This window comes from Comamonas sp. E6 (assembly GCF_001010305.1).
GTDB lineage: Bacteria > Pseudomonadota > Gammaproteobacteria > Burkholderiales > Burkholderiaceae_C > Comamonas > Comamonas thiooxydans.
Genome location: NZ_BBXH01000008.1, coordinates 297,245 through 319,800 on the forward strand (window position 1 = coordinate 297,245; position 22,556 = coordinate 319,800).

Below are 22,556 nucleotides of genomic sequence, written 5' to 3' on the forward strand. Positions count from 1 at the left end.
TGTGGAACTGAGATGTCTCAACGTTTTTCGAATTCTTCCGCCCATTCCTTGCGCCGCTCCCCCAAGTCGGCTCTGGCCCGCGCCATAGAGGCGCTGCAACCAGCAGGGCGAGGACTGGCCCTGGGCACGGGCCTGGGCCTGCTGGCCTGCTCACCCCTGGCCTTTGCGCAGTCCGATGCGGCCAAGCAGGAGTCCAGCCTGGCCGAGGTGACGGTGTCGGCGACAGGCATGGCCGCCGGCGATATGGCCACGCCCGTCCAGGTGCTCGGCGAAGAGGAACTGCGCCTGCGCCGTGCCGCGACCCTGGGCGAGACCCTGGCGGCCGAGCCGGGCATCAATGCAAGCCATTTCGGTGCGGGAGCCAGCCGACCGGTGATTCGCGGCATGGATGGTGCGCGGGTCTCCGTGCTCAGCGATGGCTCGGAGTTGCTCGATGCCTCGACGGTCAGCCCCGACCATGCGGTGACCACCGAGCCGCTGCTGGCCAATCAGATCGAAGTGCTGCGCGGCCCTTCAGCTTTGCTCTACAGCCCCGGCGCCATGGGGGGCGTGGTGAATGTGCTGGACGGCAAGATTCCGACCCGGGTGCCCGAGAAGGGCCTGGAAGGTTCGGCCGAGGTGCAGGCTGGAACGGCGGCAGGCATGTCGGCCGGGGCCTTCTCCCTGACCACGGCCACGCCGCTCAAGAACGATAACGGCCAGCTGGTGCTGCATGCCGAAGGCGTGGCCCGCAACGCGGGAGACTATCGCGTGGGCAGCGGCTGGGGCCAGAGCAAGGTTCCGGGCAGCTTCAGCCGCGGCAACACGGGCAGCGTGGGCCTGTCGTGGGTAGGTAATCAGGGCTATCTGGGTCTGGCCTACACGCGGCAGCAGGCCAAGTACGGCTTGCCAGGCCATCAGCACAGCTTCGAAGGCTGCCACGCACATGGCGATCATCTGCATTGCGGCTCCCATGACGGGCATGACCACGACCATGATCATGAGGAAGGCGGCAGCGTGCCCGTGGTCGATCTGACCAGCGAGCGCTGGGATCTGCGCGGCGAATGGCGCAAGCCCACGGCCGGCATCGCCGCACTGCGTCTGCGCGGCGGCCTGACCAATTACCGCCACGACGAGATCGAGGATGGCAGCGTGGCAACTCAGTTCAGAAACAAGGCCCATGACCTGCGCCTGGAGATGGAGCATGAACCCATCGCCGGCTGGCGTGGCACGCTGGGTCTGCAAACCCTCAAGCGCCGCTTCAGCGCCACGGGCGAAGAGGCCTATGTGCAGCCCACGGATACCCAGCGCCACAGCCTCTATCTGCTTGAGGAATACCGCTGGCAGGATTGGAGCTTTCAGGGAGCCTTGCGCCACGACCGCCAACGCGTGGAGGCCGAGCTGAGCAACGAGCGTCGCAGCCACAGCGCCACTTCGGCGTCGCTGGGCACGGTCTGGAAGTTCCAGCCCGGCTATAGCGCATCGGCCTCGTTCACCAGCGGCAGCCGCATGCCCACGGCCGAAGAGCTGTTTGCCAACGGCCTGCACATGGCCACGGCAACCTACGAGATCGGCAATCCCAATCTGTCGCGCGAGCGCTCGCAGGCGCTGGACCTGGGCCTGGCCAAGACGGCCGGTGATACGACCTGGAAGCTCAATGCCTATCACTACCGCATCAAGGGCTATATCTACGGCGCCACGCTGGATGCTCACGAAGGGTTGCAGCTGCTGCAATACACCCAGGGCAATGCGCGCTTTACGGGCTGGGAGGCCCAGCTGAGCCAGCGCCTGAGTCGCGAGTTGAGCCTGACCGTGTTTGGCGACGGCGTGCGTGCGCGTCTGGAAGACGGCTCTGCGCTGCCACGCATTCCGGCATTGCGTGCCGGCTTGCGTGTGAACGCGCGTCTGGCCGGCTGGGACACCATGGCCGAATGGACCCAAGTGCTGCGCCAGAACCGCACGGCCCAGTATGAAACCCAGACGCCTGGCTACGGCATGCTGAACCTGGGCGCGAGCTACCTCTGGAAGAGTGGCGGCAACCAGTGGCAGTTCTATGTCAAGGGCCAGAACCTCACCAACCGTCTGGCCTACGCAGCAACCTCGTTCATCAAGAGTGCAGCCCCGTTGACGGGGCGTAATCTGGTGGTCGGTCTGAGAATGGATTTCTGATCCGGCTTCAGCTGAGTTAAGCCGCATCCGGCCCAGGTTTGGGCCTGGGCCGGATGTCGTGGCTATAGATAGTGCTGCAGATGGCGCAGGGAACGTGTGCTGTCCACGCCGATCCTGGCAATCACTTCCGATTCGGGCACGCCGGCGCGCAGCCATTGCACGATGGCCGTGTTGCGCAAGACCTGCGGCCCTACGCGCTGCAGCGGAAATTTCTGACTGTCCTCGGGCTGGGCCTGATGGGCGCGCTGAATGATCTGCGAGGCCACATGGAACAGCATGCGTACTGACAGTTCGCCGCCACGGCGCGAATAGAAAACGATATGGTTGCCGTCAATCACTGACGGCCCGCGCTGTGCGGCGCTGAATCTTCTCCAGCTTTGCAGGGCCTGGGCCACGGAGTCGGGCAACTCAAGCAGCCGTTGCTGAGCATTTCTACCGCCTTCTATCTGCAGGTAGCGAGGCAGGGGTGACTCTCCGTTCGCAATGCTCTCCAAGCTGCCAAGCCAGACCTGATCGGCGCTTGAAAGCAGGTTCTTCCAGAGTAGGCAGCGCACTTCCTCGGGGGCCAGAGCCAACTCGTAGAGCAGCAACACAATGGCGCGATCGCGTGCATCCTGATAGCCGTCGGCGCTGGGAAAGTGCCTTGGCAGTGACTGCCAGAGCAGGGGAGGCAGACAATGGCCCTTGCCGTCCTCGGAGGGAGGGCGTTCAGCCGGCTCGAGACCGGTTGCTGGGTTGGCGCTGATCCAGCCGTGCTCCATCGCATGATCGTAGATGCGCTCCAGCAGCCGCCAGTAGCGGCGGCGGGTGACCGGGCTGATCTTGCGCTCGGGGTGGTGGTGCGCACGTTGGCCATCGCGTATCTGCAAGAAGCTTTGCACATCCAGCTCGGTTGCCTGATGCCAGGGCTTTGAAGAACGTTGCCTGCGCGCAGGGCGCTCCTTGCCAGAGATCGGTGCCTGCCCGGACAAATGCATCAACCAGGCCTGCCAGACCTTTTCATAGTTGCCGTCAGGAGAAGTATCCAGCGCATCCCAACTCTTGTTGCCCTCATGCTCTAGCCAGTCGCGAAACAGCTGACTTCCTGTTGGCAGAGTGGATGGGTCTGGAGGCTGCAGATCCGAAATGTCTATATTTTGCATTTGATGATATTAATGTAACTTACATGATTTATTTATCACCACCGACATAAATTCATTCACTTAATCACAAGCCAAAGGTCATCAGCGAAGAGGGCGCTTTCTGTCGCTGCGCCCTCCCATTTCAATGAGGGATCCATCAAAACTCAGGGAGCTAGTCGTTCACGAATCCAGTGCTGACCTTCCTGGCGGTAGCTCAGGCGGTCATGCAGCCGGCTCTTGCGTCCCTGCCAGAATTCCCACCGCTCGGGCACCAAACGGAAACCGCCCCAGTGGGGAGGCCGGGGAGGATTGAGCAAAAACTGCGCGCTGTACTTGGCGGCATTGGCCACCAGCACGCCGCGGCCACTGATGACCTGGCTTTGCGGACTGGCCCAGGCCCCAATTCTGGAGTCAAGCGGGCGGCTGGCAAAGTAGGCATCGCTTTCTTCGGCACTGACTTTTTCCACACGGCCTTCGATGCGCACCACGCGCTCCAGCTCTACCCAGTGAAATTGCAGTGCAGCGAATGGATTGCCCGCCAGTTGCTGGCCTTTTCGGCTGTCGTAGTTGGTGTACCAGACAATGCCACGCTCGTCGTAACCTTTGATCAGCACAATACGCGTGCTGGGTCGCAGGTCGCCGCTCACGGTCGCCACAGTCATGGCATTGGGCTCAGGCACTTGGGCTCTCACGGCTTCCTGCAGCCATTGGTCGAACTGCTGCAGGGGATTCTGGTTGGAAGCGGATTCGCTCAGCTCTGCGCGTTCATAGCTTTTTCGCAGATCGGCAATGGATGAAGATAGGCTGCTCATGTCCACATTGTGCCGCGCAGCCAAAGCCGGCGTTATGCTCGACAGCAATATGAATCAAGAAGTTTTGTCCGCTGCCGTGATTGATTCGGAGCAGCCTTGTGTGCTGGTTCTCGCTGCGGGCAGGGGAGAGCGTTTTCTCGCATCGGGCGGCTCCAGCCACAAGCTCCATGCCATGCTGGGCCTGCAAACCGTTCTGCAAACCACGCTGGCTGCAGTGCAGGCCTCGGGCCTTCCCTGGCATATGGAATACGGGCCGCATCCCGGCATGGGCGACAGCATTGCGGCGGCCGTCAAGGCCACAGCCGGCGCCAATGGCTGGCTGGTCCTGCCTGCAGATTTGCCCTTGATTCAAGCCAGCACGCTGCAACAACTGGCTTTGCAGCTGGCACAGCTGGAGAGTCGCGAGCTGCGTGTGATCCAACCTTTTTATCAGGGCCAGAAGGGCCATCCTGTGGCTTTCAGTCGTGCAGCAGCGCAGGAACTTGCTGAGCTCAGTGGCGATCTGGGCGCAGCCTCCATCGTGCGCAACGCGGCGGAGAATCAGCGTCTGTGGCGCTGGGACTGCGATGACATAGGCTGCGTGCTTGATGTGGACACTGTGCAGGCCTTGGAAGAGGCGCGCAGGATCTGGCAGGCGCGCAATTCTTGATTCTCTAGAAGCCTCTGAGGGAGGGCCTGACGCGGTAGCCTTTGAATTTGCCGAGTTCGTCTATCAGACAAGCCCCGGTTCCGGCTGCCTGGCCTTGTCCTTCAAATGCACGCTCGCTATTCATTTTCCAGGCGATGGCAGGCTTAGGCGCCGCGCTCAATCACGGCACAAGCCAGGCGTGCGCCTGAATTGCCGGTGGGCTGGGTCGTGTAGTCATCCGGATCGTTGTGCACGATCAGCGATCGACCCAGAATGCCGCTGCTGCCTCTGTCCAATTTGAACTCCTTGCTCACAAAATCGATAGTTGCCACGCCCTGGGTGTCGGCGTCAAGGCTGGGTAGGTCACCGATGTGATGGGCCTTGCTGTCGCCGAATTTGCCATGCGCCTGCTGTCCAGGGTTGAAGTGGCCACCGGCGCTCAAGCCGTCGCCGCTGGAGCAGTCACCTTTTTCATGGACATGAAAGCCGTGCTCGCTATTCGGCGCAAGCCCTTCCACACCGCCTTGCACCCGAACGCTGCCGTCGGGCTGCGGAAAGAACTGTACCGTACCCGTTACCTGGCTGCCCTTGGTGGCTTCCAGACGTGCAATCGATTGAACGCCTTTGCTGAGAGTCGCTGCGGGAGTCGTCTCCGAAGAAGAGGGCGCAGCCGTGTTGCTGGTCGTGGAGCAGGCTGTCACGGCCAAGCTTGCTGCAAGCGTCAAACCTGCCCAGGCAGGGCGCGAAAAGAGGGCGGCAACACGGTTGGGAAACATGGCAGTCTTTCCGAAATCAAAAGGCCATTGTGCCCTGGATCGCCAGAATTTCAAGCCTCTTTGCTCTGCAGACCAATACAGTAGAGCGATGTTAGCTACGTTTCAAATAGCAGCAGCAGATGGGCAACTGGCTTGCTGGAAGTCCGCATAGGCCAGCAGGCGCTTGAGCGCCTTGTCGTCGATGCCAAGCCGTTGTAGCTCGTCAAAAGTGGCCTGCGCATAGTCCAGGGTCGTGCCGTATATACCCTGAGCCTGAGAGAAAATGCGCCGGTATTCATCCGGCGCCAGCTCGCCGGTATGGTGCGGGCTTTGGCGTGACAGCGTGAAGGCGAGGGCTTTCACGGCTCCGTGCGGGGTGCGGCAAGGCAGCCAGCGCGGGTCATAGACGGCATTGGGCATCTCACGCAGCCAAAGCTTGCGCATGACGGTATCGCCTTGGTTGCGCGGAATACGGAAGGCCATGCCCTGGCAACTGCCGCCCGAGAGCATGCCAAACACCAGGCCTGGAACCTGGGGCGTGCCACGGTTGATGGTGCTCCACATTTTGAGGGCACGATGCCAGCCATGTACATGGGCCGAGCGGCGTTCGCTGAAGTCGAATTCGGGGCGCCAGATCAAGGAACCATAACCAAAGATCCACAAATCCTCGTCACCTCCCCACTGCACCAGAGCCCGCTCCAGCATCTGGTCAGCATCACGCATGGAATGATTCAACAAAGGAAGGGCGGACATGGAAACTCCTCGAACCGGATTCAGAGCTGAATTGACTTTGATATATAACGCGCGGACGCGCCGTCGGTGCACCTGTGCACACACGAAGGCGTAAAAGCAACGCTTTCCCGGTGTGAAACGGCTGAAATTTGAATCTTTTTTGCGATTGCTGTGAGAGCAGCAGTTAGGGCGTTTCACGCCAAACCTCTAGAATGCGTGGTTTTGTCGCTTTGTCAGCCTGAAGCATGTAGCCGGGCTGCAAAGTGTCATGAATACAGGTTTCGTAATTTCATAATCACCCGCAAATACGGAGATTTCATTCATGTCCTTCAACAGCTCTGACGACGATAGCCAACAACGCTTTGCCCTGGGTTTTCTGTTTGCCCTGATCGCTCTGGTTGTCTCCACCGTCGTCGGCACCGTCGTCTACAAGCGCGGCATTTCCCATGCTCCCAAGGCCGAAGCAGCAGTGTCCGCACCCAGCGCGACCAACGTGCCTGTGGTGGTGGTTGAAGAAACTGCCCGCGTGATCGTGGAAAACGGTGTGGTCAAGTTCTACTTTGTCTCGGGCAAGGCGGAAGTGGCCGCTGGCGCCAACGAAGCGCTGAGCGATGTGGTCAAGGGCGTGGCCGAAGGCAAGCGCGCCATGATCTCCGGTTTCCATGATGCAACCGGCAGTGCTGAAATCAACGCGGAGCTGGCCAAGCAACGTGCGCAAGCCGTCCAGGCCGCCCTGGTGGCACTGGGCGTGGCAGAAGACAAGGTCGAGCTGAAGAAGCCCGAGCAATCTCAGGCCGACGGCTCCAATGCCGAAGCTCGCCGTGTGGAAGTGATTCTGGCTAACTGATAAACCCAGTTCTCTTGCACAAAGCCCGATATGGCATTGGCTGTATCGGGCTTTTTGCTGTTTGCAACAGAGCAAGGATCAGTTGTTTTCAATGAATCCAGCTGCCGGAGGCTTGCCCAGGGCAATGACTCTTTCAATGCCGCCTGCATCGACCTGGCGCATGACAAATGATCCCCGCGCAAAGCGCATGGTACGGATCTGCCAGCACCCGTTGATGCGCTCGTACTCATCACTGTACTGACCTGAGAGATTGACGATGGTGCGTTCCTTGACATTGACCTGGCAGAACTCCAGATCCCACAAGCCTTTTGCACTATCAGCTCCCGTGAAGCTGATCTGAGGGTTGTGGCCGTGGTGCATGTCCTGGATGGACGGGTTGGCAACCGCCAGCCTGGTGAAGGTTTCAACCCATTCTTCGCGATCCGTAAAAGCCGGAAAACCATCGGCCTCGATAACTGCGCCATGTTCCACAAAGCACTCACGCATGGCATTCGGCTGCTTCTGATCGCAGGCTCGCAAGTACCGGGCCTTCAAAGCCTGTATCGACTGAATATCCTCAAGATGCTGCAAACGCTGCTGAAGTTGCTCCAGAACCGAGTCACTCATTGCCAGTCTCCTGATTGGTGTTGGAGTACCGAGTCTGGAATGCCAGCCAATGACTGAACACCCATGTTTGGACGATGGGTAGTCAATTCAAGCCTGAAAAATCAGGAACTGGCGCAGATCGTCAAGGACATTGCCGCCAATACGGTCGGGACCATCGTCCATCGCCTGGTAACTGACGGTCAGTGCGGACATGAGATTCACACTGTAGAAGCCTGCTCTCTAACAGCGGTTGGGGCAACAGGCCACAACGGTACGCAGTGGCGGGCTTCAGGCTGCATGACTGACGTCATGGCTTGGTTATTTGGGAGATGCTTCGCTGCGCAGTCCGGTATGTGCCCGGAGTCATACCCGTCCAGTGACGAAAGGCACGGTGAAAAACAGCAGGAGTGCTGAAGCCCAGGGCATAGGAGATCTCAGCCAGAGAAACGTCGTTACGTACAAGGTTCAGGATGGCCAAGTCCCTGCGCAGTTCATCCTTGATGCCCTGGAAGGACAGACCTTCCTCTTGCAATTTGCGGATCAATGTTCGCGAGGACATGTGCAGTCGGCTTGAAACGTCGTCCAGCGTTCTTCCCAGATCTGCGTGCAACAACTCGCGCACTTTTAGCCGTATAGCGTGTTCGTGGTAGGAGGTGAATATCCAATCGCGGGGTGCTCGTGCAAGAAAGGTCCGTACGTCAGCTGCACTGCGTACGGGCCGAATTTTCCCTAGCTCGGCACCAAAGGTGATCTGCGAGTGCTTGCCATCGAAATCAATGGGGGCCGGGAACAGGATCGGATAGTCGGCGGCAAAGGAGGGACGCGGAAATGCGAGCCCCACGCTGTAAACAGGAACCTCCCGGCCGACGAGCCATGAAACGATGCCGTGCGTGAGCTTCAACATCAGTGCGTGGCCGAAGCGGTTCACCCTCGCCTCGGGTGAACGGGGGATCAGGTCCAGGCGCAGTGTGGTTTCAGCTTGTCCAAAATTCAAGCGATAGTCGTCCAGCAGCAGGTTCCAGAACTGTGTGAAGCGATATAGCGCCACATCGATTGTGGGCGCATCCATGAGCACCCGGATGATGTATTTCAGGGAGCCGGTTCGTATGGGGCGGCTCCATAAACCCATCATTTCATCGCCCGTTGCGCCTGCGCTTTTCTGATAAAGCCCAACGAGCTGATCGTGTGTGAGCCGAGCGCCAGGGTGACTGATGAATTCCTTGACGATTCCAGCCTCTTTCAGGCAGCGATCCAAAGCTTGTTCAGAGCAAAGCGCCCGCAGGCTTTGCAGCAGATCCTGCACCAAATCGAGTGAAACAGTTGCCGTCGAGGTACTTCTGCCATCCTCTGCATCCGTTTGAGGCCATTCCAGGGGATCTGGTGCGATTGTCACTTTTTGCATGTTTCAAGTCGCCATTGGCAATTGGATGGGGAGCGCCTTGTACCTATTCTCTGAATAAAGGAAAAGGAGACAACGACATGGAACGGCTTGGAAACATGATGCGCATGCCGCTGCTTATCAGTTCAATCCTAACGTATGCCCTTGAAAATAGCGGAGATCAGCAGATTTTAACGGCACTTGACGATGGTGGGTTGCACACGTACTCGTACCGTGAATTCGGTGAAAGAGTGATGGATCTGGCCATCGGTATGACGCGACATGAAGTGCAGCCAGGTCAGAGGGTGGCGACATTGGCATGGAATACCTATCGCCATCTGGAAATCTACTATGCCACGGCTGGTATCGGCGTGATTTGCCACACGGTTAATCCGCGGCTGAGTCGTGAGCAAATCACCTTCATCATCAATGATGCGCAGGACAGCGTTCTGTTCTACGACGCGCAATTCACAGAGCTGGTCGATTTCTTGCGCCCTCAGTGCCCGTCAGTGGCGCATTGGGTGCTGTTGAGCGAAGGTGCAGGTGGAGGAAGCGCTGGGGACAACTACGGCTCCTGGCTTGGCAACGACACCCGTGGCTTTGAATGGCCGGTCTTTGATGAAAATACCGCGTGTGGGCTGTGCTACACGTCCGGCACCACTGGAGCGCCAAAGGGGGCCCTGTACTCCCATCGATCAACTGTGCTGCACGCCTACGCGTCCAGCCATCCCAACGCCGTCGCCATCTCGGCCAGAGATGCCGTGATGCCATTGGTGCCCATGTTTCATGTCAATGCTTGGGGTTTGCCGTATTCAGCCTTGATGTCCGGGGCCAAGATTGTCTTGCCGGGATCGAACATGCAGGGGGAGCGCCTGTACGCTCTGTGCGAGCGAGCAGGGGTGACGTTGTCGGCCGGCGTTCCAACTGTATGGAAAGGCGTGTTGGACCATGCCGAAAACCACGGACTAGCCTTCAGCACGCTCCAGCGCATCCTCATCGGTGGCGCGGCATGCCCGCCTCACATGATTGCGGCTTTTGGTGCCCGTAATGTCACGGTGCGCCACGCCTGGGGTATGACGGAGGTGTCCCCTCTAGGAACGGTGTGCCAATTGCTTCCCCAGCATGCGTCGCTGTCTGGCGACGAAGCCCTGCAGGTGCTGGCGTCGCAAGGGCGGCCCTTGTTTGGTGCGAGATTCAAGGTGGTGGACGATGCTGGCAATCGATTGCCCCACGATGGAGTTTCAACTGGGCACCTGATGGTTCAGGGCAACTGGGTCATCTCTCGCTACTACGGCAAGACTGAGCCCGCGATCGAAGACGGATGGTTCTGTACGGGAGACGTCGGCAGCATGGATGCGGACGGCTACATGCGCATCACGGATCGCCGCAAGGATGTCATCAAGTCAGGCGGAGAGTGGATCTCATCCATAGAGATTGAAAACATCGCGATGGAAGAGTCCGGTGTCGAGTTGGCAGCCTGCATCGCCGAGGCCAACGAAAAGTGGGGTGAACGCCCGGTGCTGTTCGTCGTGCCGAAGGCGGGCGCGGAGCGATCGGCTGAACGGATTCTTGCGCGCTACCAAGGGCGTGTGGCGAAGTGGTCCATTCCCGACAGGGTGGTGTTCATAGATCACATGCCGATGACGGCCACCGGAAAGATTCAGAAAACAGCGCTGCGTGCGCTGGCGACGTGATCCGTCCCTATCCCCATTCGTTACCCATTTCACCGCTTGCAAGGAGTTCTTTCTATGTCTACCCCTCTTTTGCTGACGTCCGAGCAGGACGACGTCGGCATCGTTACCCTGAACATGGAGCACAAGCGCAATGCGCTGAACGAGGAAGCGATTACGGCCATCGATGCCTATTTTTCGGCTATTCCCAGCCACATCCGCGTCGTCCTTCTAATGGCCAAGGGTGAGCATTTCTGTGCCGGGCTCGATTTGAAGGAGCACCATGACAAGGAGCGCAGCGGCGTTGAATTCATGCGCGTGTGTCAGGGCTGGCACCGCGCGTTCGACAAGATCCAGCATGGCGGCATCCCTGTGGTCGCCTGCCTGCAAGGCGCCGTAGTAGGCGGTGGGCTGGAACTTGCCAGCGCGGCCCATGTCCGTGTGGCCGACAGTGGCACCTTCTTCGCGTTGCCCGAGGGAACACGTGGCATCTTCACTGGCGGCGGTGCCACTGTGCGCACGGCGCGCATCATCTCCGCCCCCCGCATGGTTGAGATGATGCTCACGGGCCGGGTTATCGATGCGCAGGAAGGCCGTCAACTCGGTCTGGCCCACTACGTCTGCGACTCCGCCAAGGGCGATACACCAGCCTCTGAATTGGCACTTTCCCTGGCGAAAAAGATCGCTGGCAACGCGGCGCTATCCAACTACGCCATCGTCAGTGCCATCAACCGCATTGCGGACATGTCGGCCACGGATGGTTTGTTCACCGAAGGGCTGGTCATGGCCATGATCCAGCAGGGGCATGACGTACAGCAGCGCCTGGGCGAGTTCGTCAACAAGAGGGCGCACAAGGTGCAACTGGGCCACTGATTCTGGTCGCCTGCCAACCCGCAACAACAACGGAGACAAGCATGCTATCGAATGAAGAAATATGCCGGCGGCTGCCCGGCCACCCTGGCTACGAACAACTCAAAACCCAGCGCCGCCGCGTGGCATTTGCCTTTGCCAGCGTATGCCTGGGACTGTGTATGGCCTTCATTCTGGCTGCAGTGATGTCGCCTGCCAGTCTGGCCGTGCCTTTGAACCGCGAGGGAACGCTTACCAGCGGCGTGGCATGCGCCACCGGGCTGATCGCGTTGTCATGGGGGCTAACGGGCATTTATATCCACATTGCTAATACACGCTTCGACGCTCAGTGCACGCGGCTGCTGTCGGGGTTGCAAACATGAACACGCAGGCCATCCTGATCTTCGCTGGTTTTGTCGCCATCACGCTAGGCATCACCTACTGGGCATCAAACCGCACGCGTTCCACCTCGGATTTTTACACTGCAGGTGGCGGTATCACTGGGACCCAGAATGGAATGGCAATCGTGGGCGACTACATGTCTGCAGCCACATTGCTGGGTATCTCCAGTTTGGCATTCTCCAACGGCTTCGACTCGCTGATCTACGCGGTGTGTGCCTTCATGGGCTGGCCCATGATCATGTTTCTGATTGCTGAGCGCCTGCGCAACCTGGGGCGCTATACGCTGAGCGACATCGTTTCCTACCGCTTGGATGAGCGCAGTACGCGCATCTTCACCGCGATCAGTTCGCTGACCGTGGTGCTGTTCTACCTCATTGTGCAGATGGTTGGCGCCGGACAGTTGGTGCAGCTACTGTTTGGCATCGACTACACCTATGCCGTCATTGCCGTTGGTCTGCTGATGATGGTGTATGTCGTGGTCGGCGGCATGGTTGCAACGACCTGGGTGCAGATCATCAAGGCCGTGCTGATGCTGGGCAACGGCATCGTGCTGATGGTGCTTGCTTTGCGCTACTTTAATTTCGACTTCTCGTCCTTATTGGCGGCTGCTGCCAACAACCATCAGGCTGGCGAAGCGATGAAAGGGCCCTGGAAGCTCATGGCGAATCCGATCTCCGGCTTGTCACTGGCCGTCTCCCTAGTCTTTGGCATTGCGGGCCTGCCTCACATCATGATGCGTTTCTTCACCGTGCCCAATGCGCGCGCGGCCCGCAAATCGGTTTTCGTCGCCACAGGCTTGATGGGCGCGTTCTTTGTGATCATCTGCTTTCTGGGTCTCAGTGCAATGGCCATCCTGCCGAACTACCCCGCATTCTACGTGGACGGCAAGGTGGGCGGCCCTGTGCTGGGTGGCTCAAATATGCCCATCATGCACCTGGCGACCGCGCTGGGCGGCAACTTGCTGTTCGGCCTGCTGGCTGCCGTATCGTTCGCCACCATTCTCGCGGTGGTCAGTGGATTGACGCTGGCCGGTGCCTCCGCTATTGCGCATGACCTGTATGCAAAGGTCTACAAGAACGACCATGTTTCCCCCAGTGAGGCCATGCGCGTGAACCGTCTGGCCTCCATTGGCATCGGCATGGTAGCCATCGTGCTCGGTCTGCTCTTTCGAGATCAGAACGTGGCTTTCCTGGTGGCCCTTGCCTTCAGCATCGCTGCATCCGCCAACTTTCCAGTGTTGCTCATGTCGATGTACTGGCGCAGCCTGACGACCCGTGGTGCCTTGGCCGGCGGCCTGGTAGGGCTGAGCGTAGCTCTTGCTTTGGTAGTGCTCTCGCCTGCGGTATGGGTGCGCATCTTCCATTTCGCCTCGCCGGTATTTCCCTATGACTACCCCACACTGATTTCGATGCCGTTGGCATTCGTGGTGATCGTCGTGGTATCCCTCATGGACCGCTCGCCGCGCGCCGCGCAGGACAAAGCTGGGTTTCCTGCGCAGGAGGTGCGCGCGGAAACTGCCGTAGGCATTGCCTCTGTATCTCATTGAACGTACGGAAGATAAGCAAGGACATGACTTACCAAGCCCCCATTGACGACATGCTGTTTTGCATGAAGGAACTTGCTGGGCTAGACGCAACCGCGCGACTGCAGAGGCTGGAAGAAGTCATGCCGGAGACGGCCCAAGCCTGCGCCAAATTCACCCAGATAGTGATCGCGCCGCTGAATGCAGCTGGGGGACAAAGCCCCGCTGCCTTGGCCGATGGCTCGGTGAGCACCTTGCCCGGCTTCAAATGGGCTTACCTACGGTTGATGGAAGAGGGTTGCAGCCCCCCGCCTTTGGCGGCCAAGGTCTGCCCAGCATCGGCGCGGCATGCACGGAAATGCTCAACAGCGCCAGCATGAGCTTTGCATTGTGTCCGCTGCTGCCAGCAAGGTCATGTTGGCGCGCCAGAAGATAGATACGGCCTTCCTGAGCACAAAGATCGCCACATCGCACCTCTTACACCATCCGCATCCTTTCGGCTTGCGCGACATCGTCATCGAAGCCAATGAAAGCACGCTGGCGTGTGAGTCTTTCTGAACACAGGCACTCGTTATTCGACGGGTTTCTTTTTCCACCGAACAGGAGTTTCACCATGACTGACATCAGTAACAGAACGGAAGTCGCCCACTACATAGGCGGCGCTCACATCTCTGGCAACGGCACGCGTAAGCAACCCATCTACAACCCCGCCACCGGCGCCGTTAGCCGCCAGGTGCGTCTGGGTACGGCTCAGGACGTGGAGGCTGCCGTTGCTGCTGCGCAGTCTGCATTTCCGCGATGGGCGGACACCCCGCCCATACGTCGCGCGCGCGTACTGTTCAAGTTCCTGGAACTGCTCAATCGCAATAAGGACGAACTCGCCGCACTCATCACGGCCGAGCATGGCAAGGTTTTTACTGATGCTCAAGGCGAGGTGGCACGGGGCATCGATATCGTCGAGTTCTCATGTGGAATTCCCCAACTCCTCAAAGGCGACTTTACCGATCAAGTCAGTACCGGTATTGATAACTGGACTCTGCGCCAGCCACTTGGCGTCGTCGCTGGTGTGACACCTTTCAATTTTCCCGTCATGGTGCCCATGTGGATGTTTCCCGTGGCCATTGCCGCCGGCAATTGCTTCGTGCTCAAGCCTAGCCCCATTGACCCCAGCCCGAGTTTGTTCATAGCCGATCTGTTGAAACAGTCGGGCTTGCCCGACGGCGTGTTCAACGTTGTGCAAGGAGACAAAGAGGTTGTAGAAGCGCTGCTGGAACACCCTGAAGTGAAGGCGCTGAGCTTTGTCGGCTCTACCCCGATCGCCAACTACATCTATGAAACCGGTGCGCGCCATGGCAAGCGCGTGCAGGCGCTGGGAGGTGCCAAAAACCATATGGTGGTGATGCCGGATGCCGATATCGACCAGGCCGTGGATGCACTGATCGGTGCGGGCTATGGTTCAGCGGGGGAGCGCTGCATGGCCATCTCTGTCGCAGTCCTCGTAGGCGACGTCGCCGACAAGCTCATGCCCAGATTGGTGGAACGAACCAGAGCATTGAAAGTGCTCAATGGCACCAATTTGGCGGCAGAGATGGGCCCCATCGTGACTCCTGTGGCGCATGCGCGTATCAGCAGCTATATCGAGCAGGGCGTTAAGGAGGGGGCACAACTGCTCGTTGATGGCCGTACCTTCCTGGGCGCTGCTGCCGGAGAGGGGTGCGCCAACGGCTTTTGGATGGGGGGCACGTTGTTCGACCAGGTTACGCCGGAAATGAGCATCTACCGGGAAGAGATCTTCGGCCCCGTGCTGTCATGTGTTCGAGTCGCTGATTTCTCCGCCGCAGTGCAACTCGTCAACAAGCATGAGTTTGGCAATGGCGTTGCATGTTTCACCCGCGATGGCAATGTGGCTCGGGAATTCACGCGGCATATCCAGGTTGGCATGGTAGGTATCAACGTACCCATTCCGGTGCCCATGGCCTGGCACGGCTTTGGTGGGTGGAAGAAGAGCCTGTTTGGCGATATGCATGCCTATGGGGAGGAGGGGGTGCGCTTCTACACCAAACAGAAATCCGTCATGCAGCGTTGGCCCGAGAGCATTGGCAAAGGCGCGGAATTCGCCATGCCAACGGCCCAATAGGTAGAGACAACATCCATTGCCGATGACTCTGAAGACAAACAGCTGCATGTATTTCGCAATGCTGTAGACGTGCGTCTCGTCTTGTTCGATCTCGCGCGTGCAGTCAACGATTTCCTGGCCGTTGGTGACGCAAGCCAGTGACAGTTCCTCGGTCAGGCGGAATCCAGGTGATTCTCGAAAAATCGCATATGGTCGCGGGCGTTGCAGGCCTTCCATCACTGGATAGAAAAAAGCCTACTCGCGTAGGCTTTTTTATTGCTCACCTGCTACGCGCTACGCAGCGGATCGATTTTTTTGGCGTCTGAGTGGCGTTCTTCGCTGTAATCGTTTAAATTTTTTTGTATTAATTCGATTTTGTAGCCATCAGGATCCGTCACAAAAGCAATGACGGTACTACCGCCTTTGACGGGGCCAGCCTCACGGGTCACATTACCGCCGGCAGCCTTGATCTTCTCGCAGGCGGCATAGGCATCGGGCACACCCAGAGCAATATGACCGTAAGCCGTGCCCATGTCATAGTTCTCGGTTCCCCAGTTGTAAGTCAGCTCAATTTCCGCCTGACCCGGGTTACCACCTTCGAAGCCAAGAAAGGCCAACGAGTACTTGTACTCGGGGTTCTCGGACGTGCGCAGCAGTTGCATGCCGATGACGTTGGTGTAGAAATCAATAGAGCGCTGGAGATTGCCAACGCGCAACATCGTGTGGAGGAATCGCATAGGCACTATTTTGCCAGCAGGTTCTGAGTTGCAGGCGGGTGAAGTAATTTCTTGTACGTTTTTACAGTCATGCCTTCAAGAGCAGCTCGCTGAGCGACGTCCCCCCGGATTTGAGTAGCGTCTGACTCTGGAGTCCAATCCCGAAGACAGGAGATTGGACGTGAAAAAGAGATTTACAGAAGAACAGATCATTGGCTTCCTGCGAGAAGCGGAGTCTGGACTGCCAGTGGCAGAGCTGCGCCGCCGGCACGGTTTCTGCATGAGCGTCTCGGACGCGAAACAGCTCAAGGAGCTAGAGCTTGAAAACGCCCGTATCAAGCGGCTGCTGGCCGAGTCCATGTTGGAGAACGAGGTGACGAAAGAAGCCTTGAGAAAAAAGTGGTGAGCGCACCTGCACGGCGCGAGGATGGGCGGTGGACTCAGCGAACGCCGCTCACTGCTCGTCATCCAGCACTTACCGTTACAAGCCCGCTGAAAGCCGAAACGGTGACGTGGTACGTCCCACACATCTTCGACGAAGTGGCGCTCAGCTTCCACCAGCACTGCCCGTTGGCCAGGTAGGCCAGGGCCCATATAGCCCATCTCGCGTCCCCCCATTTGCGTTGGGCTGGCCTGTCAGCGAGAACGGACCGCTACCCGGCTTGCAGATCGCACCGGTAGCGAGGTGCAAGTTACAGATGGCATTGGTGTTCCAGGTGCCGTGCGCGCTCTGGTTCAGCCCCATGGTCCAGCAGCTCATCCAGGCCCCGGCTTTGCCGATTAATGCGCAGGAACAGGATGGGGTGGCAATCGGCCATATTGGCGCCGATCACGAAAAAGACATCGGCTTGATCGAAATCCTTGTAGGAACCGGGGACATCTGGCCCGATACGTACAACGAAATAGCATCGGGGCCATGAGTGTCAAGGATGGTCTTGAGGCGCTGGGCAGTTTTCGTAACGGCCTCGTCCATTTTGACCTGCACAGGATCGCGCTGACGGTCAATGCGCGCAAATGCGGTCTCCATCCGGCCAGACTCCCTCAAAGTCTGCGAGCTGCTGGAGTCCTTGGTGCACAGGCGGCCGAAGTTGGTCGGGTGGCTTTTGATGCCGATGACCTTGATCACCTTACCCTGGTCCACGTGCAGATTCATACCGCAGCCAACGCCGCAGTATGGGCACACAGAGGAGACTTCGGTGGCCATGTGCACTCAGCCCTTGAGCCAGACGATGCCGTCGCGCAGCTCGATGGAGTAGACCGGCAAGATGGTGTCCGGTTCTTCCACGCAGGCGCCGGTGCGCAGCAGATAGTGGTGCTTGTAGATGGGCGAGGCGACGACAGGTTCGCCGCCCAGGTCGCCAACGATGCCGCGAGAGAGTACGTTGGCACCACTGTGGGGATCATGGTTCCCTATGGCGTAGAGGCTGCCGTCGGTCAGCCGAAAGACGGCCACCTGAAGACGCCCGATGAGAGCGCAAACGCCCGTGTCGGGCCAGATGTCGTCGAAAGGGCAGATGCGGTGCCAGATGGCAGCAGAGGCTGCGCTCTTGTTGGCGGCTGAGCTCGTGGGTGCGGCGGTGCGCGTGGGTTCTGGCGCAATGGCGGTATCGTTCATGAGGTGCTCCTTAGAGGGTCAAACGCTGGCTTCGACCAACACCGGGATGCCTTTGAGGCGTGAGTGCTTTTCGGCTTGGGTAGCGGGTCGGATCTGGCCGCGCTCCTGAACGAAGACAACGTTGTCGTCGCCTGCGTCGCTGTTGACGAAGGTACGCAGGCGCCGGACGACGGCGGGGTCGTCCACGGCCTTTTTCCATTCACAAGCGTAGGTGCCCACGACATGGGCCATTTGCGCCTCCAGCTCGGAGGCAAGACCCAGACTGTCGTCGACCACAACGGCCCTGAGGTAGTCCAGGCCGCCTTCGAGGTTGTCGCACCAGGTGCTGGTGCGCTGCAGCCGATCAGCGGTACGGATGTAGAACATCAGGAAGCGGTCGATCAGACGTACCAACTGATCCTTGGAAAGGTCAGCTGCCAGCAGCTCGGCGTGGCGTGGTTTCATGCCGCCATTGCCGCAGACATAGAGGTTCCAGCCTTTTTCTGTGGCGATCACCCCCACGTCCTTGCCCTGTGCTTCGGCGCATTCGCGTGTGCAGCCGGAAACGCCGAACTTGATTTTGTGTGGCGAGCGAAGGCCCTTGTAGCGGTTCTCCAGCTCGATGGCCAGGCCAACGCTGTCGTCCACGCCATAGCGACACCAGGTGGACCCCACGCAGCTCTTGACCGTACGCAGCGACTTGCCATAAGCATGGCCCGATTCAAAGCCTGCATCCACCAGCTCACGCCAGATCAGCGGCAGTTCGTGGACTTGGGCTCCGAACAGATCGATGCGTTGGCCGCCCGTGATCTTGGTATAGAGACCGTAGTCCTTGGCGACCTTACCAATCACGATCAGTTGGTCAGGCGTGATCTCACCTGCGGGCACGCGTGGGACGATGGAATAAGTGCCGTCCTTCTGGATATTGCCCAGGAAGTAGTCGTTGCTATCCTGCAGCGGCGCACCGTTGTGGTCGAGAACGAAGTCGTTCCAGCAACTGGCCAGGATGTTGGCCACAGTGGGCTTGCAGATGTCGCAGCCATGACCTTTGCCATGTTGCTGCAGCAATTGCGCGAAGGTTCGGATTTCGCCAACGCGCACCAGGTGATAAAGCTCCTGGCGCGAGTGCGGAAAATGCTCGCAAAGGTGGTTGTTGACAGCTACGCCTTGGCGCTTGAGCTCGGCCTTGAGTACCTGGGTAACCAGCGGCACGCAGCCGCCGCAGGAGGTCCCCGCCTTGGTGCAGGATTTAAGTTCGCTGATGGTTTGCACACCGCCAGCGATAGCTGAACACAACTGCCCCTTGCTGACGTTGTTACACGAGCACAGTACCGCAGCGTCAGGCAGGGCGTCCACGCCGAGGCCTGGTTTGGCCGCGCCGTCGCTGGTTGGCAGGATGAGCTGGCCGGGTGCATCGGGCAACTCCATATTGTTGAGCGCCATCTGCAGAAGCGTGCCGTACTCTGCGGCATCCCCCACCAGCACGGCGCCCAGCAGGCGCTTGCCGTCTTCGCTGACAACGATTTTCTTATAGATCTGCTGCAGCTCGTCGGTGTAGTTAAAGCTGCGACTACCCGGCGTCTTGCCAAGTGCGTCCCCGATGCTGGCTACGTCCACACCCATGAGCTTGAGTTTGGTGCTCATGTCGGCGCCCGTGAACGCGGCATCGGCCTGTCCTGCCAAGTGAGCTGCGGCAACGCGGGCCATATCGTAGCCTGGCGCGACCAAACCGAAGACCTGCTCATTCCAGGCCGCGCATTCACCGATGGCATAGATGTCGTGATCGCTGGTGCGACAGTGGTCGTCAATGACCATGCCTCCGCGCGGACCGATGGCCAACATGCATTGACGTGCCAGTTCGTCGCGCGGCCGGATGCCGGCCGAGAACACGATCATGTCGGTTTCGAGATAAGTTCCATCGGCGAACACCATGCGATGGCGCGCCGTGGCGCCATCGGTGATCTCAACAGTGTTGCGGCTGGTGTGAGCCTGCACGCCCAGCGATTCGATCTTGGTGCGCAGCACGCGACCGCCGCCTTCGTCCACTTGGACCATCATCAGGCGTGGTGCGAACTCCACGACATGGGTTTGCAGCCCCATGTCGCGCAAGGCCTTGGCACATTCCAGCCCCAGCAGCCCGCCGCCCACCACTACGCCGCTTTGGGACTTGGCCCCCGAGGCCTGCATGGCTTCGAGGTCCTCGATGGTTCGGTAGACAAAGCAGTGAGGGCGGTCGCGTCCCGGCACACCTGGTACAAAGGGTGAGGAGCCCGTTGCAAGCACCAGCTTGTCGAAGGCCAGTACTTCACCATTGGTCAGTTGCAGCGTACGATCGCGCCGCTCGATGGAGGCAACGCGGGCATTGAGGCGCAGCGTCAGGCCCGGGCGGTCGTAGAAGCCCTCTGGGACCAGGGACAGATCGTCGGCGCTGCGGCCACTGAAGAACTCCGACAGGTGGACACGGTCGTATGCCGGGCGCGGCTCCTCACCAAGTACCGTCACTTCCCATCCTGCTGCGCAAAGGTCGGGAAATTGTTCGGTTAGAGCTTCGACATAGCGTTGACCCACCATGCCGTTACCAACAACGATGAGCTTTCGTGGTGTTTTATGAATCGCGTGGGGCATGCGATATCCCTTCGTCGGAGGGGAGTGAAGCGAGTTACGCTCCCTCTCACGGTTAAAAAACAAAAAGGCGCTTGCGCCATGACCTAGCCACCTTTGGCCAGGTATGTCGCAAACGCCGTTGTCCTCAACTGTCGGAGCTACATTGCCCAGACCGTTGCTATGAATAAAGCATTTTTTATGCCAATCGTTTTCTTGCTCATGGAGCTTGGCAGTGCCGTGGTTCCAAACGAAGGTGCTGCTGATTCTGATCTACCGATGCATCAGTTCGGTGCGGTGTCCGCACCGATAGGCACTCTTGTGGGGCGCGACTGCAAGGAATGCCATTACGGATTCGCTCATGCCTTTTGAACTGGATATCGGATGGGTCTCACGCTCCGGCCGTGCGCAGGACAACGAGGACTTCGCGGCAGTACAACTGCAGGACGAAAGTTCTGGCCACGCCAGCATGCTCGCCGCCGTTGCCGATGGTGTCAGTGCGGGTGGCTGGGGCCGTGAAGCTGCACAGACCACGGTAACCTGTTTGGCACGCGACTTCTTTTGCACGCCGGCCACCTGGGAGCCCACCGTGGCGCTGGACCGCATCGTGGGTGCACAGAACGCTTGGCTCTATGGCATCAATCGGCGACGTCAGCCGGCCTATGGTCTGACCACGCTGACAGCTCTGGTTCTACGTGGGCAGAGTTTCACGCTGGCCCATGTAGGCGATACCCGTGCCTACCTGTTGCGACAAGGGCAGATCGAGCAGCTGACGGAGGACCATGTGATGGGCGGCGTGGACTTCGCGCACCGCCTGGCGCGCGCCATCGGCCTGGAGGATAGGGTCAGCATTGACTATCGGCAAGGAGAAGTGGTTCCCGGCGACATTTTTGTACTGCTGTCAGACGGCATACACAATGACGTCAAGCCGCGCGAGTTTGCCCAGTGGGCGGGCGAGGGCGGTGCACAGTCCCTGGCCGAACGCTTGGCTGATGCCGCGTGGCGCAACGGCAGCCGCGACAATCTCACAGCCGTGGTCGTTCGCGTGCTGGGCGTGAAGGAAGCAACCCTGGACAACACTATGCGTCGCGCACAGTCCCTGCCGCCGTTGCCTCTGCTCAGGCCCGGCAGTCTGGTGGATGGGCTGCGTGTGGAGGCTTTAGTGGCCGACAGTGGCATTTACCGCGTGTACCGAGTGCTGGATGAGCGCAGCGGCCAGCGCCATGCGCTCAAAACGCTGCACACACAGCGTGCCCATGACCGCCAGGAATGGGCTGCTCTGGCCCATGAAGCATGGGTGGCCGGCCATCTGCAGACCGGAGCGGCAGCCCGACATCTGGTTCGGCTGCATGCTGCGCCGGTAGATCTGCCATCAGCTTTCTATCTTTTGTACGAATGGGTGGAGGGCGAGACGCTTTCTCAGTGGCTGGAGCGACGACATCAGCCTGGTGTAGACCAGGTGCTTGCCATAGGTCAGCAGGCCGCGCGTGTGCTGGGTTACCTGCACCGACAGGGTGTTATCCACCGCGACGTCAAGCCCGCGAACCTTCACTGCGGTGTTGATGGGGTGTTGCGTCTGCTCGACCTTGGCGTTGCGCTGACTGGCCGAGAGCCTCCCGAACTGCGTGCCTTACATGCGGGTACTGCTAGCTACATGAACCCCGAGCAGTGGGACGATCCGCCAGTGCCAGCAAGTGCGGGCAGCGACCTGTTCGCTTTGGGCGTGACGCTGTACCAGCTATTGACAAGTGGACGTCTGCCTTATGGTGAGGTTATCGCTTACCAGAGAGGGCGCTACTGGCGTGACCCAATACCTCCCAGTCGTCACAACCCACAAGTACCAATCTGGCTGGATGCCATCGTTCTTAAGGCGATCGTTCGCGATCCTGCACAGCGCTTCGAGACGGCCGAAGAAATGTTGCTGGCGTTAGAGCGCGGAGCTGCGCGGCCACTATTGCCGCAAGCGTCCAGTCCACTCCTTGAGCGCGATCCAGCATTCGGTTGGAAGACAGCGCTCGCCTTCAGCGTTGTGCTCAATGTGGCGCTGCTTTACTGGTTACTGTTCCTGCCACGCTGAGCT

21 protein-coding genes and 2 pseudogenes are annotated in these 22,556 nt (G+C 59.3%); 13 read left to right on the top strand and 10 right to left on the bottom strand.

All coding sequences use genetic code 11. From position 1 onward, the window contains the following. Window positions 1-12: 12 nt before the first annotated feature. Window positions 13-2,148, top strand: coding sequence for a TonB-dependent receptor domain-containing protein (locus tag CSE6_RS07985; RefSeq protein WP_034355954.1), 2,136 nt, complete (start codon window positions 13-15; stop codon window positions 2,146-2,148). Between the two features lie 62 nt (window positions 2,149-2,210). Here CSE6_RS07985 and CSE6_RS07990 read toward each other — a convergent pair whose 3' ends face one another. Both CSE6_RS07990 and pdxH read right to left on the bottom strand, forming a co-directional pair. Next, window positions 2,211-3,290, bottom strand: a complete 1,080-nt coding sequence (locus CSE6_RS07990; protein ID WP_059440272.1) for a site-specific integrase — start codon at window positions 3,288-3,290, stop codon at window positions 2,211-2,213. A 143-nt stretch (window positions 3,291-3,433) separates the two neighbouring features. Then, on the bottom strand, window positions 3,434-4,081 hold the full coding sequence (pdxH, locus tag CSE6_RS07995) for a pyridoxamine 5'-phosphate oxidase (RefSeq protein ID WP_034356018.1): 648 nt from the start codon (window positions 4,079-4,081) through the stop codon (window positions 3,434-3,436). Window positions 4,082-4,115: 34 nt separating this feature from the next. On the opposite strand from pdxH, the gene CSE6_RS08000 reads away from it, so the two are divergent. Beyond that, on the top strand, window positions 4,116-4,730 hold the full coding sequence (locus tag CSE6_RS08000) for an NTP transferase domain-containing protein (RefSeq protein ID WP_059440301.1): 615 nt from the start codon (window positions 4,116-4,118) through the stop codon (window positions 4,728-4,730). A gap of 143 nt (window positions 4,731-4,873) precedes the next feature. On the opposite strand, the gene CSE6_RS08005 is transcribed toward CSE6_RS08000, so the two are convergent. Then, window positions 4,874-5,485, bottom strand: a complete 612-nt coding sequence (locus CSE6_RS08005) for a superoxide dismutase family protein (RefSeq protein WP_059440273.1) — start codon at window positions 5,483-5,485, stop codon at window positions 4,874-4,876. A 102-nt stretch (window positions 5,486-5,587) separates the two neighbouring features. Continuing rightward, complete coding sequence (locus CSE6_RS08010; RefSeq protein WP_034384211.1) at window positions 5,588-6,217, bottom strand: gamma-glutamylcyclotransferase; 630 nt, start codon at window positions 6,215-6,217, stop codon at window positions 5,588-5,590. A 301-nt stretch (window positions 6,218-6,518) separates the two neighbouring features. Here CSE6_RS08010 and CSE6_RS08015 point away from each other — a divergent pair, with 301 nt between their 5' ends. Continuing rightward, window positions 6,519-7,043 carry an OmpA family protein gene (locus tag CSE6_RS08015; protein WP_059440274.1) on the top strand — a complete coding sequence of 175 codons (525 nt, stop codon included), beginning with the start codon at window positions 6,519-6,521 and terminating at the stop codon, window positions 7,041-7,043. Window positions 7,044-7,121: 78 nt separating this feature from the next. On the opposite strand, the gene CSE6_RS08020 is transcribed toward CSE6_RS08015, so the two are convergent. Together CSE6_RS08020 and CSE6_RS08025 are read right to left on the bottom strand one after the other, a co-directional pair. Then, complete coding sequence (locus CSE6_RS08020) at window positions 7,122-7,649, bottom strand: nuclear transport factor 2 family protein (RefSeq protein WP_034355968.1); 528 nt, start codon at window positions 7,647-7,649, stop codon at window positions 7,122-7,124. A gap of 286 nt (window positions 7,650-7,935) precedes the next feature. Next, window positions 7,936-8,931, bottom strand: coding sequence for an AraC family transcriptional regulator (locus tag CSE6_RS08025; protein ID WP_034356023.1), 996 nt, complete (start codon window positions 8,929-8,931; stop codon window positions 7,936-7,938). A 176-nt stretch (window positions 8,932-9,107) separates the two neighbouring features. Here CSE6_RS08025 and CSE6_RS08030 point away from each other — a divergent pair, with 176 nt between their 5' ends. From CSE6_RS08030 to CSE6_RS08055, 7 genes are all read left to right on the top strand, one after another. Further along, window positions 9,108-10,700, top strand: a complete 1,593-nt coding sequence (locus tag CSE6_RS08030; RefSeq protein WP_045838892.1) for a long-chain-fatty-acid--CoA ligase — start codon at window positions 9,108-9,110, stop codon at window positions 10,698-10,700. Between the two features lie 54 nt (window positions 10,701-10,754). Next, complete coding sequence (locus tag CSE6_RS08035; RefSeq protein WP_034355974.1) at window positions 10,755-11,549, top strand: crotonase/enoyl-CoA hydratase family protein; 795 nt, start codon at window positions 10,755-10,757, stop codon at window positions 11,547-11,549. Between the two features lie 41 nt (window positions 11,550-11,590). After that, window positions 11,591-11,908: a DUF485 domain-containing protein gene (locus CSE6_RS08040; RefSeq protein WP_034355977.1), complete on the top strand. Its 318-nt coding sequence runs from the start codon at window positions 11,591-11,593 to the stop codon at window positions 11,906-11,908. Continuing rightward, window positions 11,905-13,473, top strand: coding sequence for a sodium/solute symporter (locus CSE6_RS08045; protein WP_059440275.1), 1,569 nt, complete (start codon window positions 11,905-11,907; stop codon window positions 13,471-13,473). Before CSE6_RS08040 ends, CSE6_RS08045 begins: the two co-directional genes overlap by 4 nt. Before the next feature lie 62 nt (window positions 13,474-13,535). Then, entirely contained in the window at window positions 13,536-13,829 is a 294-nt protein-coding gene (locus tag CSE6_RS08050) for a hypothetical protein (RefSeq protein ID WP_238585660.1), read from the top strand. Window positions 13,830-13,839: 10 nt separating this feature from the next. After that, complete coding sequence (locus tag CSE6_RS26020) at window positions 13,840-14,007, top strand: hypothetical protein (RefSeq protein ID WP_193751110.1); 168 nt, start codon at window positions 13,840-13,842, stop codon at window positions 14,005-14,007. 55 nt (window positions 14,008-14,062) lie between these two features. Beyond that, a complete protein-coding gene (locus CSE6_RS08055; protein WP_059440277.1) occupies window positions 14,063-15,586 on the top strand; it encodes a CoA-acylating methylmalonate-semialdehyde dehydrogenase in 1,524 nt (507 codons plus the stop codon). A 266-nt stretch (window positions 15,587-15,852) separates the two neighbouring features. Here the strand turns inward: CSE6_RS08055 and gloA are convergent, their stop codons facing one another. Then, on the bottom strand, window positions 15,853-16,302 hold the full coding sequence (gloA, locus tag CSE6_RS08060) for a lactoylglutathione lyase (RefSeq protein ID WP_059440278.1): 450 nt from the start codon (window positions 16,300-16,302) through the stop codon (window positions 15,853-15,855). A gap of 160 nt (window positions 16,303-16,462) precedes the next feature. Between gloA and CSE6_RS26785 the strand changes: the two are divergent. Continuing rightward, window positions 16,463-16,796 (top strand): annotated as a pseudogene (locus CSE6_RS26785) (transposase); the annotation flags it as partial. Here CSE6_RS26785 and CSE6_RS26030 read toward each other — a convergent pair. The 3 genes and pseudogenes from CSE6_RS26030 to nirB form a co-directional block, all read right to left on the bottom strand. Then, window positions 16,795-17,485 (bottom strand): annotated as a pseudogene (locus tag CSE6_RS26030) (hypothetical protein); the annotation flags it as partial. The pseudogenes CSE6_RS26785 and CSE6_RS26030 overlap by 2 nt on opposite strands. Before the next feature lie 6 nt (window positions 17,486-17,491). Next, window positions 17,492-17,896, bottom strand: a complete 405-nt coding sequence (nirD, locus tag CSE6_RS08070) for a nitrite reductase small subunit NirD (protein ID WP_059440280.1) — start codon at window positions 17,894-17,896, stop codon at window positions 17,492-17,494. Window positions 17,897-17,914: 18 nt separating this feature from the next. Then, the gene (gene nirB, locus CSE6_RS08075; protein WP_059440281.1) at window positions 17,915-20,500 is read right to left on the bottom strand and encodes a nitrite reductase large subunit NirB; all 2,586 of its coding nucleotides are present in this window, start codon (window positions 20,498-20,500) and stop codon (window positions 17,915-17,917) included. 159 nt (window positions 20,501-20,659) lie between these two features. On the opposite strand from nirB, the gene CSE6_RS08080 reads away from it, so the two are divergent. Further along, the gene (locus CSE6_RS08080; RefSeq protein WP_131421520.1) at window positions 20,660-20,848 is read left to right on the top strand and encodes a hypothetical protein; all 189 of its coding nucleotides are present in this window, start codon (window positions 20,660-20,662) and stop codon (window positions 20,846-20,848) included. After that, entirely contained in the window at window positions 20,838-22,553 is a 1,716-nt protein-coding gene (locus CSE6_RS08085) for a bifunctional protein-serine/threonine kinase/phosphatase (RefSeq protein ID WP_059440282.1), read from the top strand. Before CSE6_RS08080 ends, CSE6_RS08085 begins: the two co-directional genes overlap by 11 nt. Window positions 22,554-22,556: the final 3 nt, after the last annotated feature.

What these genes read in the sequence shown, in the direction of transcription:
- CSE6_RS07985 (WP_034355954.1), top strand. Translation starts at nt 13, where the DNA reads ATGTCTCAACGTTTTTCGAATTCTTCCGCCCATTCCTTGCGCCGCTCC.
- CSE6_RS07990 (WP_059440272.1), bottom strand. Translation starts at nt 3,290, where the DNA reads ATGCAAAATATAGACATTTCGGATCTGCAGCCTCCAGACCCATCCACT.
- pdxH (WP_034356018.1), bottom strand. Translation starts at nt 4,081, where the DNA reads ATGAGCAGCCTATCTTCATCCATTGCCGATCTGCGAAAAAGCTATGAA.
- CSE6_RS08000 (WP_059440301.1), top strand. Translation starts at nt 4,116, where the DNA reads ATGCTCGACAGCAATATGAATCAAGAAGTTTTGTCCGCTGCCGTGATT.
- CSE6_RS08005 (WP_059440273.1), bottom strand. Translation starts at nt 5,485, where the DNA reads ATGTTTCCCAACCGTGTTGCCGCCCTCTTTTCGCGCCCTGCCTGGGCA.
- CSE6_RS08010 (WP_034384211.1), bottom strand. Translation starts at nt 6,217, where the DNA reads ATGTCCGCCCTTCCTTTGTTGAATCATTCCATGCGTGATGCTGACCAG.
- CSE6_RS08015 (WP_059440274.1), top strand. Translation starts at nt 6,519, where the DNA reads ATGTCCTTCAACAGCTCTGACGACGATAGCCAACAACGCTTTGCCCTG.
- CSE6_RS08020 (WP_034355968.1), bottom strand. Translation starts at nt 7,649, where the DNA reads ATGAGTGACTCGGTTCTGGAGCAACTTCAGCAGCGTTTGCAGCATCTT.
- CSE6_RS08030 (WP_045838892.1), top strand. Translation starts at nt 9,108, where the DNA reads ATGGAACGGCTTGGAAACATGATGCGCATGCCGCTGCTTATCAGTTCA.
- CSE6_RS08035 (WP_034355974.1), top strand. Translation starts at nt 10,755, where the DNA reads ATGTCTACCCCTCTTTTGCTGACGTCCGAGCAGGACGACGTCGGCATC.
- CSE6_RS08040 (WP_034355977.1), top strand. Translation starts at nt 11,591, where the DNA reads ATGCTATCGAATGAAGAAATATGCCGGCGGCTGCCCGGCCACCCTGGC.
- CSE6_RS08045 (WP_059440275.1), top strand. Translation starts at nt 11,905, where the DNA reads ATGAACACGCAGGCCATCCTGATCTTCGCTGGTTTTGTCGCCATCACG.
- CSE6_RS08050 (WP_238585660.1), top strand. Translation starts at nt 13,536, where the DNA reads ATGAAGGAACTTGCTGGGCTAGACGCAACCGCGCGACTGCAGAGGCTG.
- CSE6_RS08055 (WP_059440277.1), top strand. Translation starts at nt 14,063, where the DNA reads ATGACTGACATCAGTAACAGAACGGAAGTCGCCCACTACATAGGCGGC.
- gloA (WP_059440278.1), bottom strand. Translation starts at nt 16,302, where the DNA reads ATGCGATTCCTCCACACGATGTTGCGCGTTGGCAATCTCCAGCGCTCT.
- nirD (WP_059440280.1), bottom strand. Translation starts at nt 17,896, where the DNA reads ATGAACGATACCGCCATTGCGCCAGAACCCACGCGCACCGCCGCACCC.
- nirB (WP_059440281.1), bottom strand. Translation starts at nt 20,500, where the DNA reads ATGCCCCACGCGATTCATAAAACACCACGAAAGCTCATCGTTGTTGGT.
- CSE6_RS08080 (WP_131421520.1), top strand. Translation starts at nt 20,660, where the DNA reads ATGAATAAAGCATTTTTTATGCCAATCGTTTTCTTGCTCATGGAGCTT.
- CSE6_RS08085 (WP_059440282.1), top strand. Translation starts at nt 20,838, where the DNA reads ATGCCTTTTGAACTGGATATCGGATGGGTCTCACGCTCCGGCCGTGCG.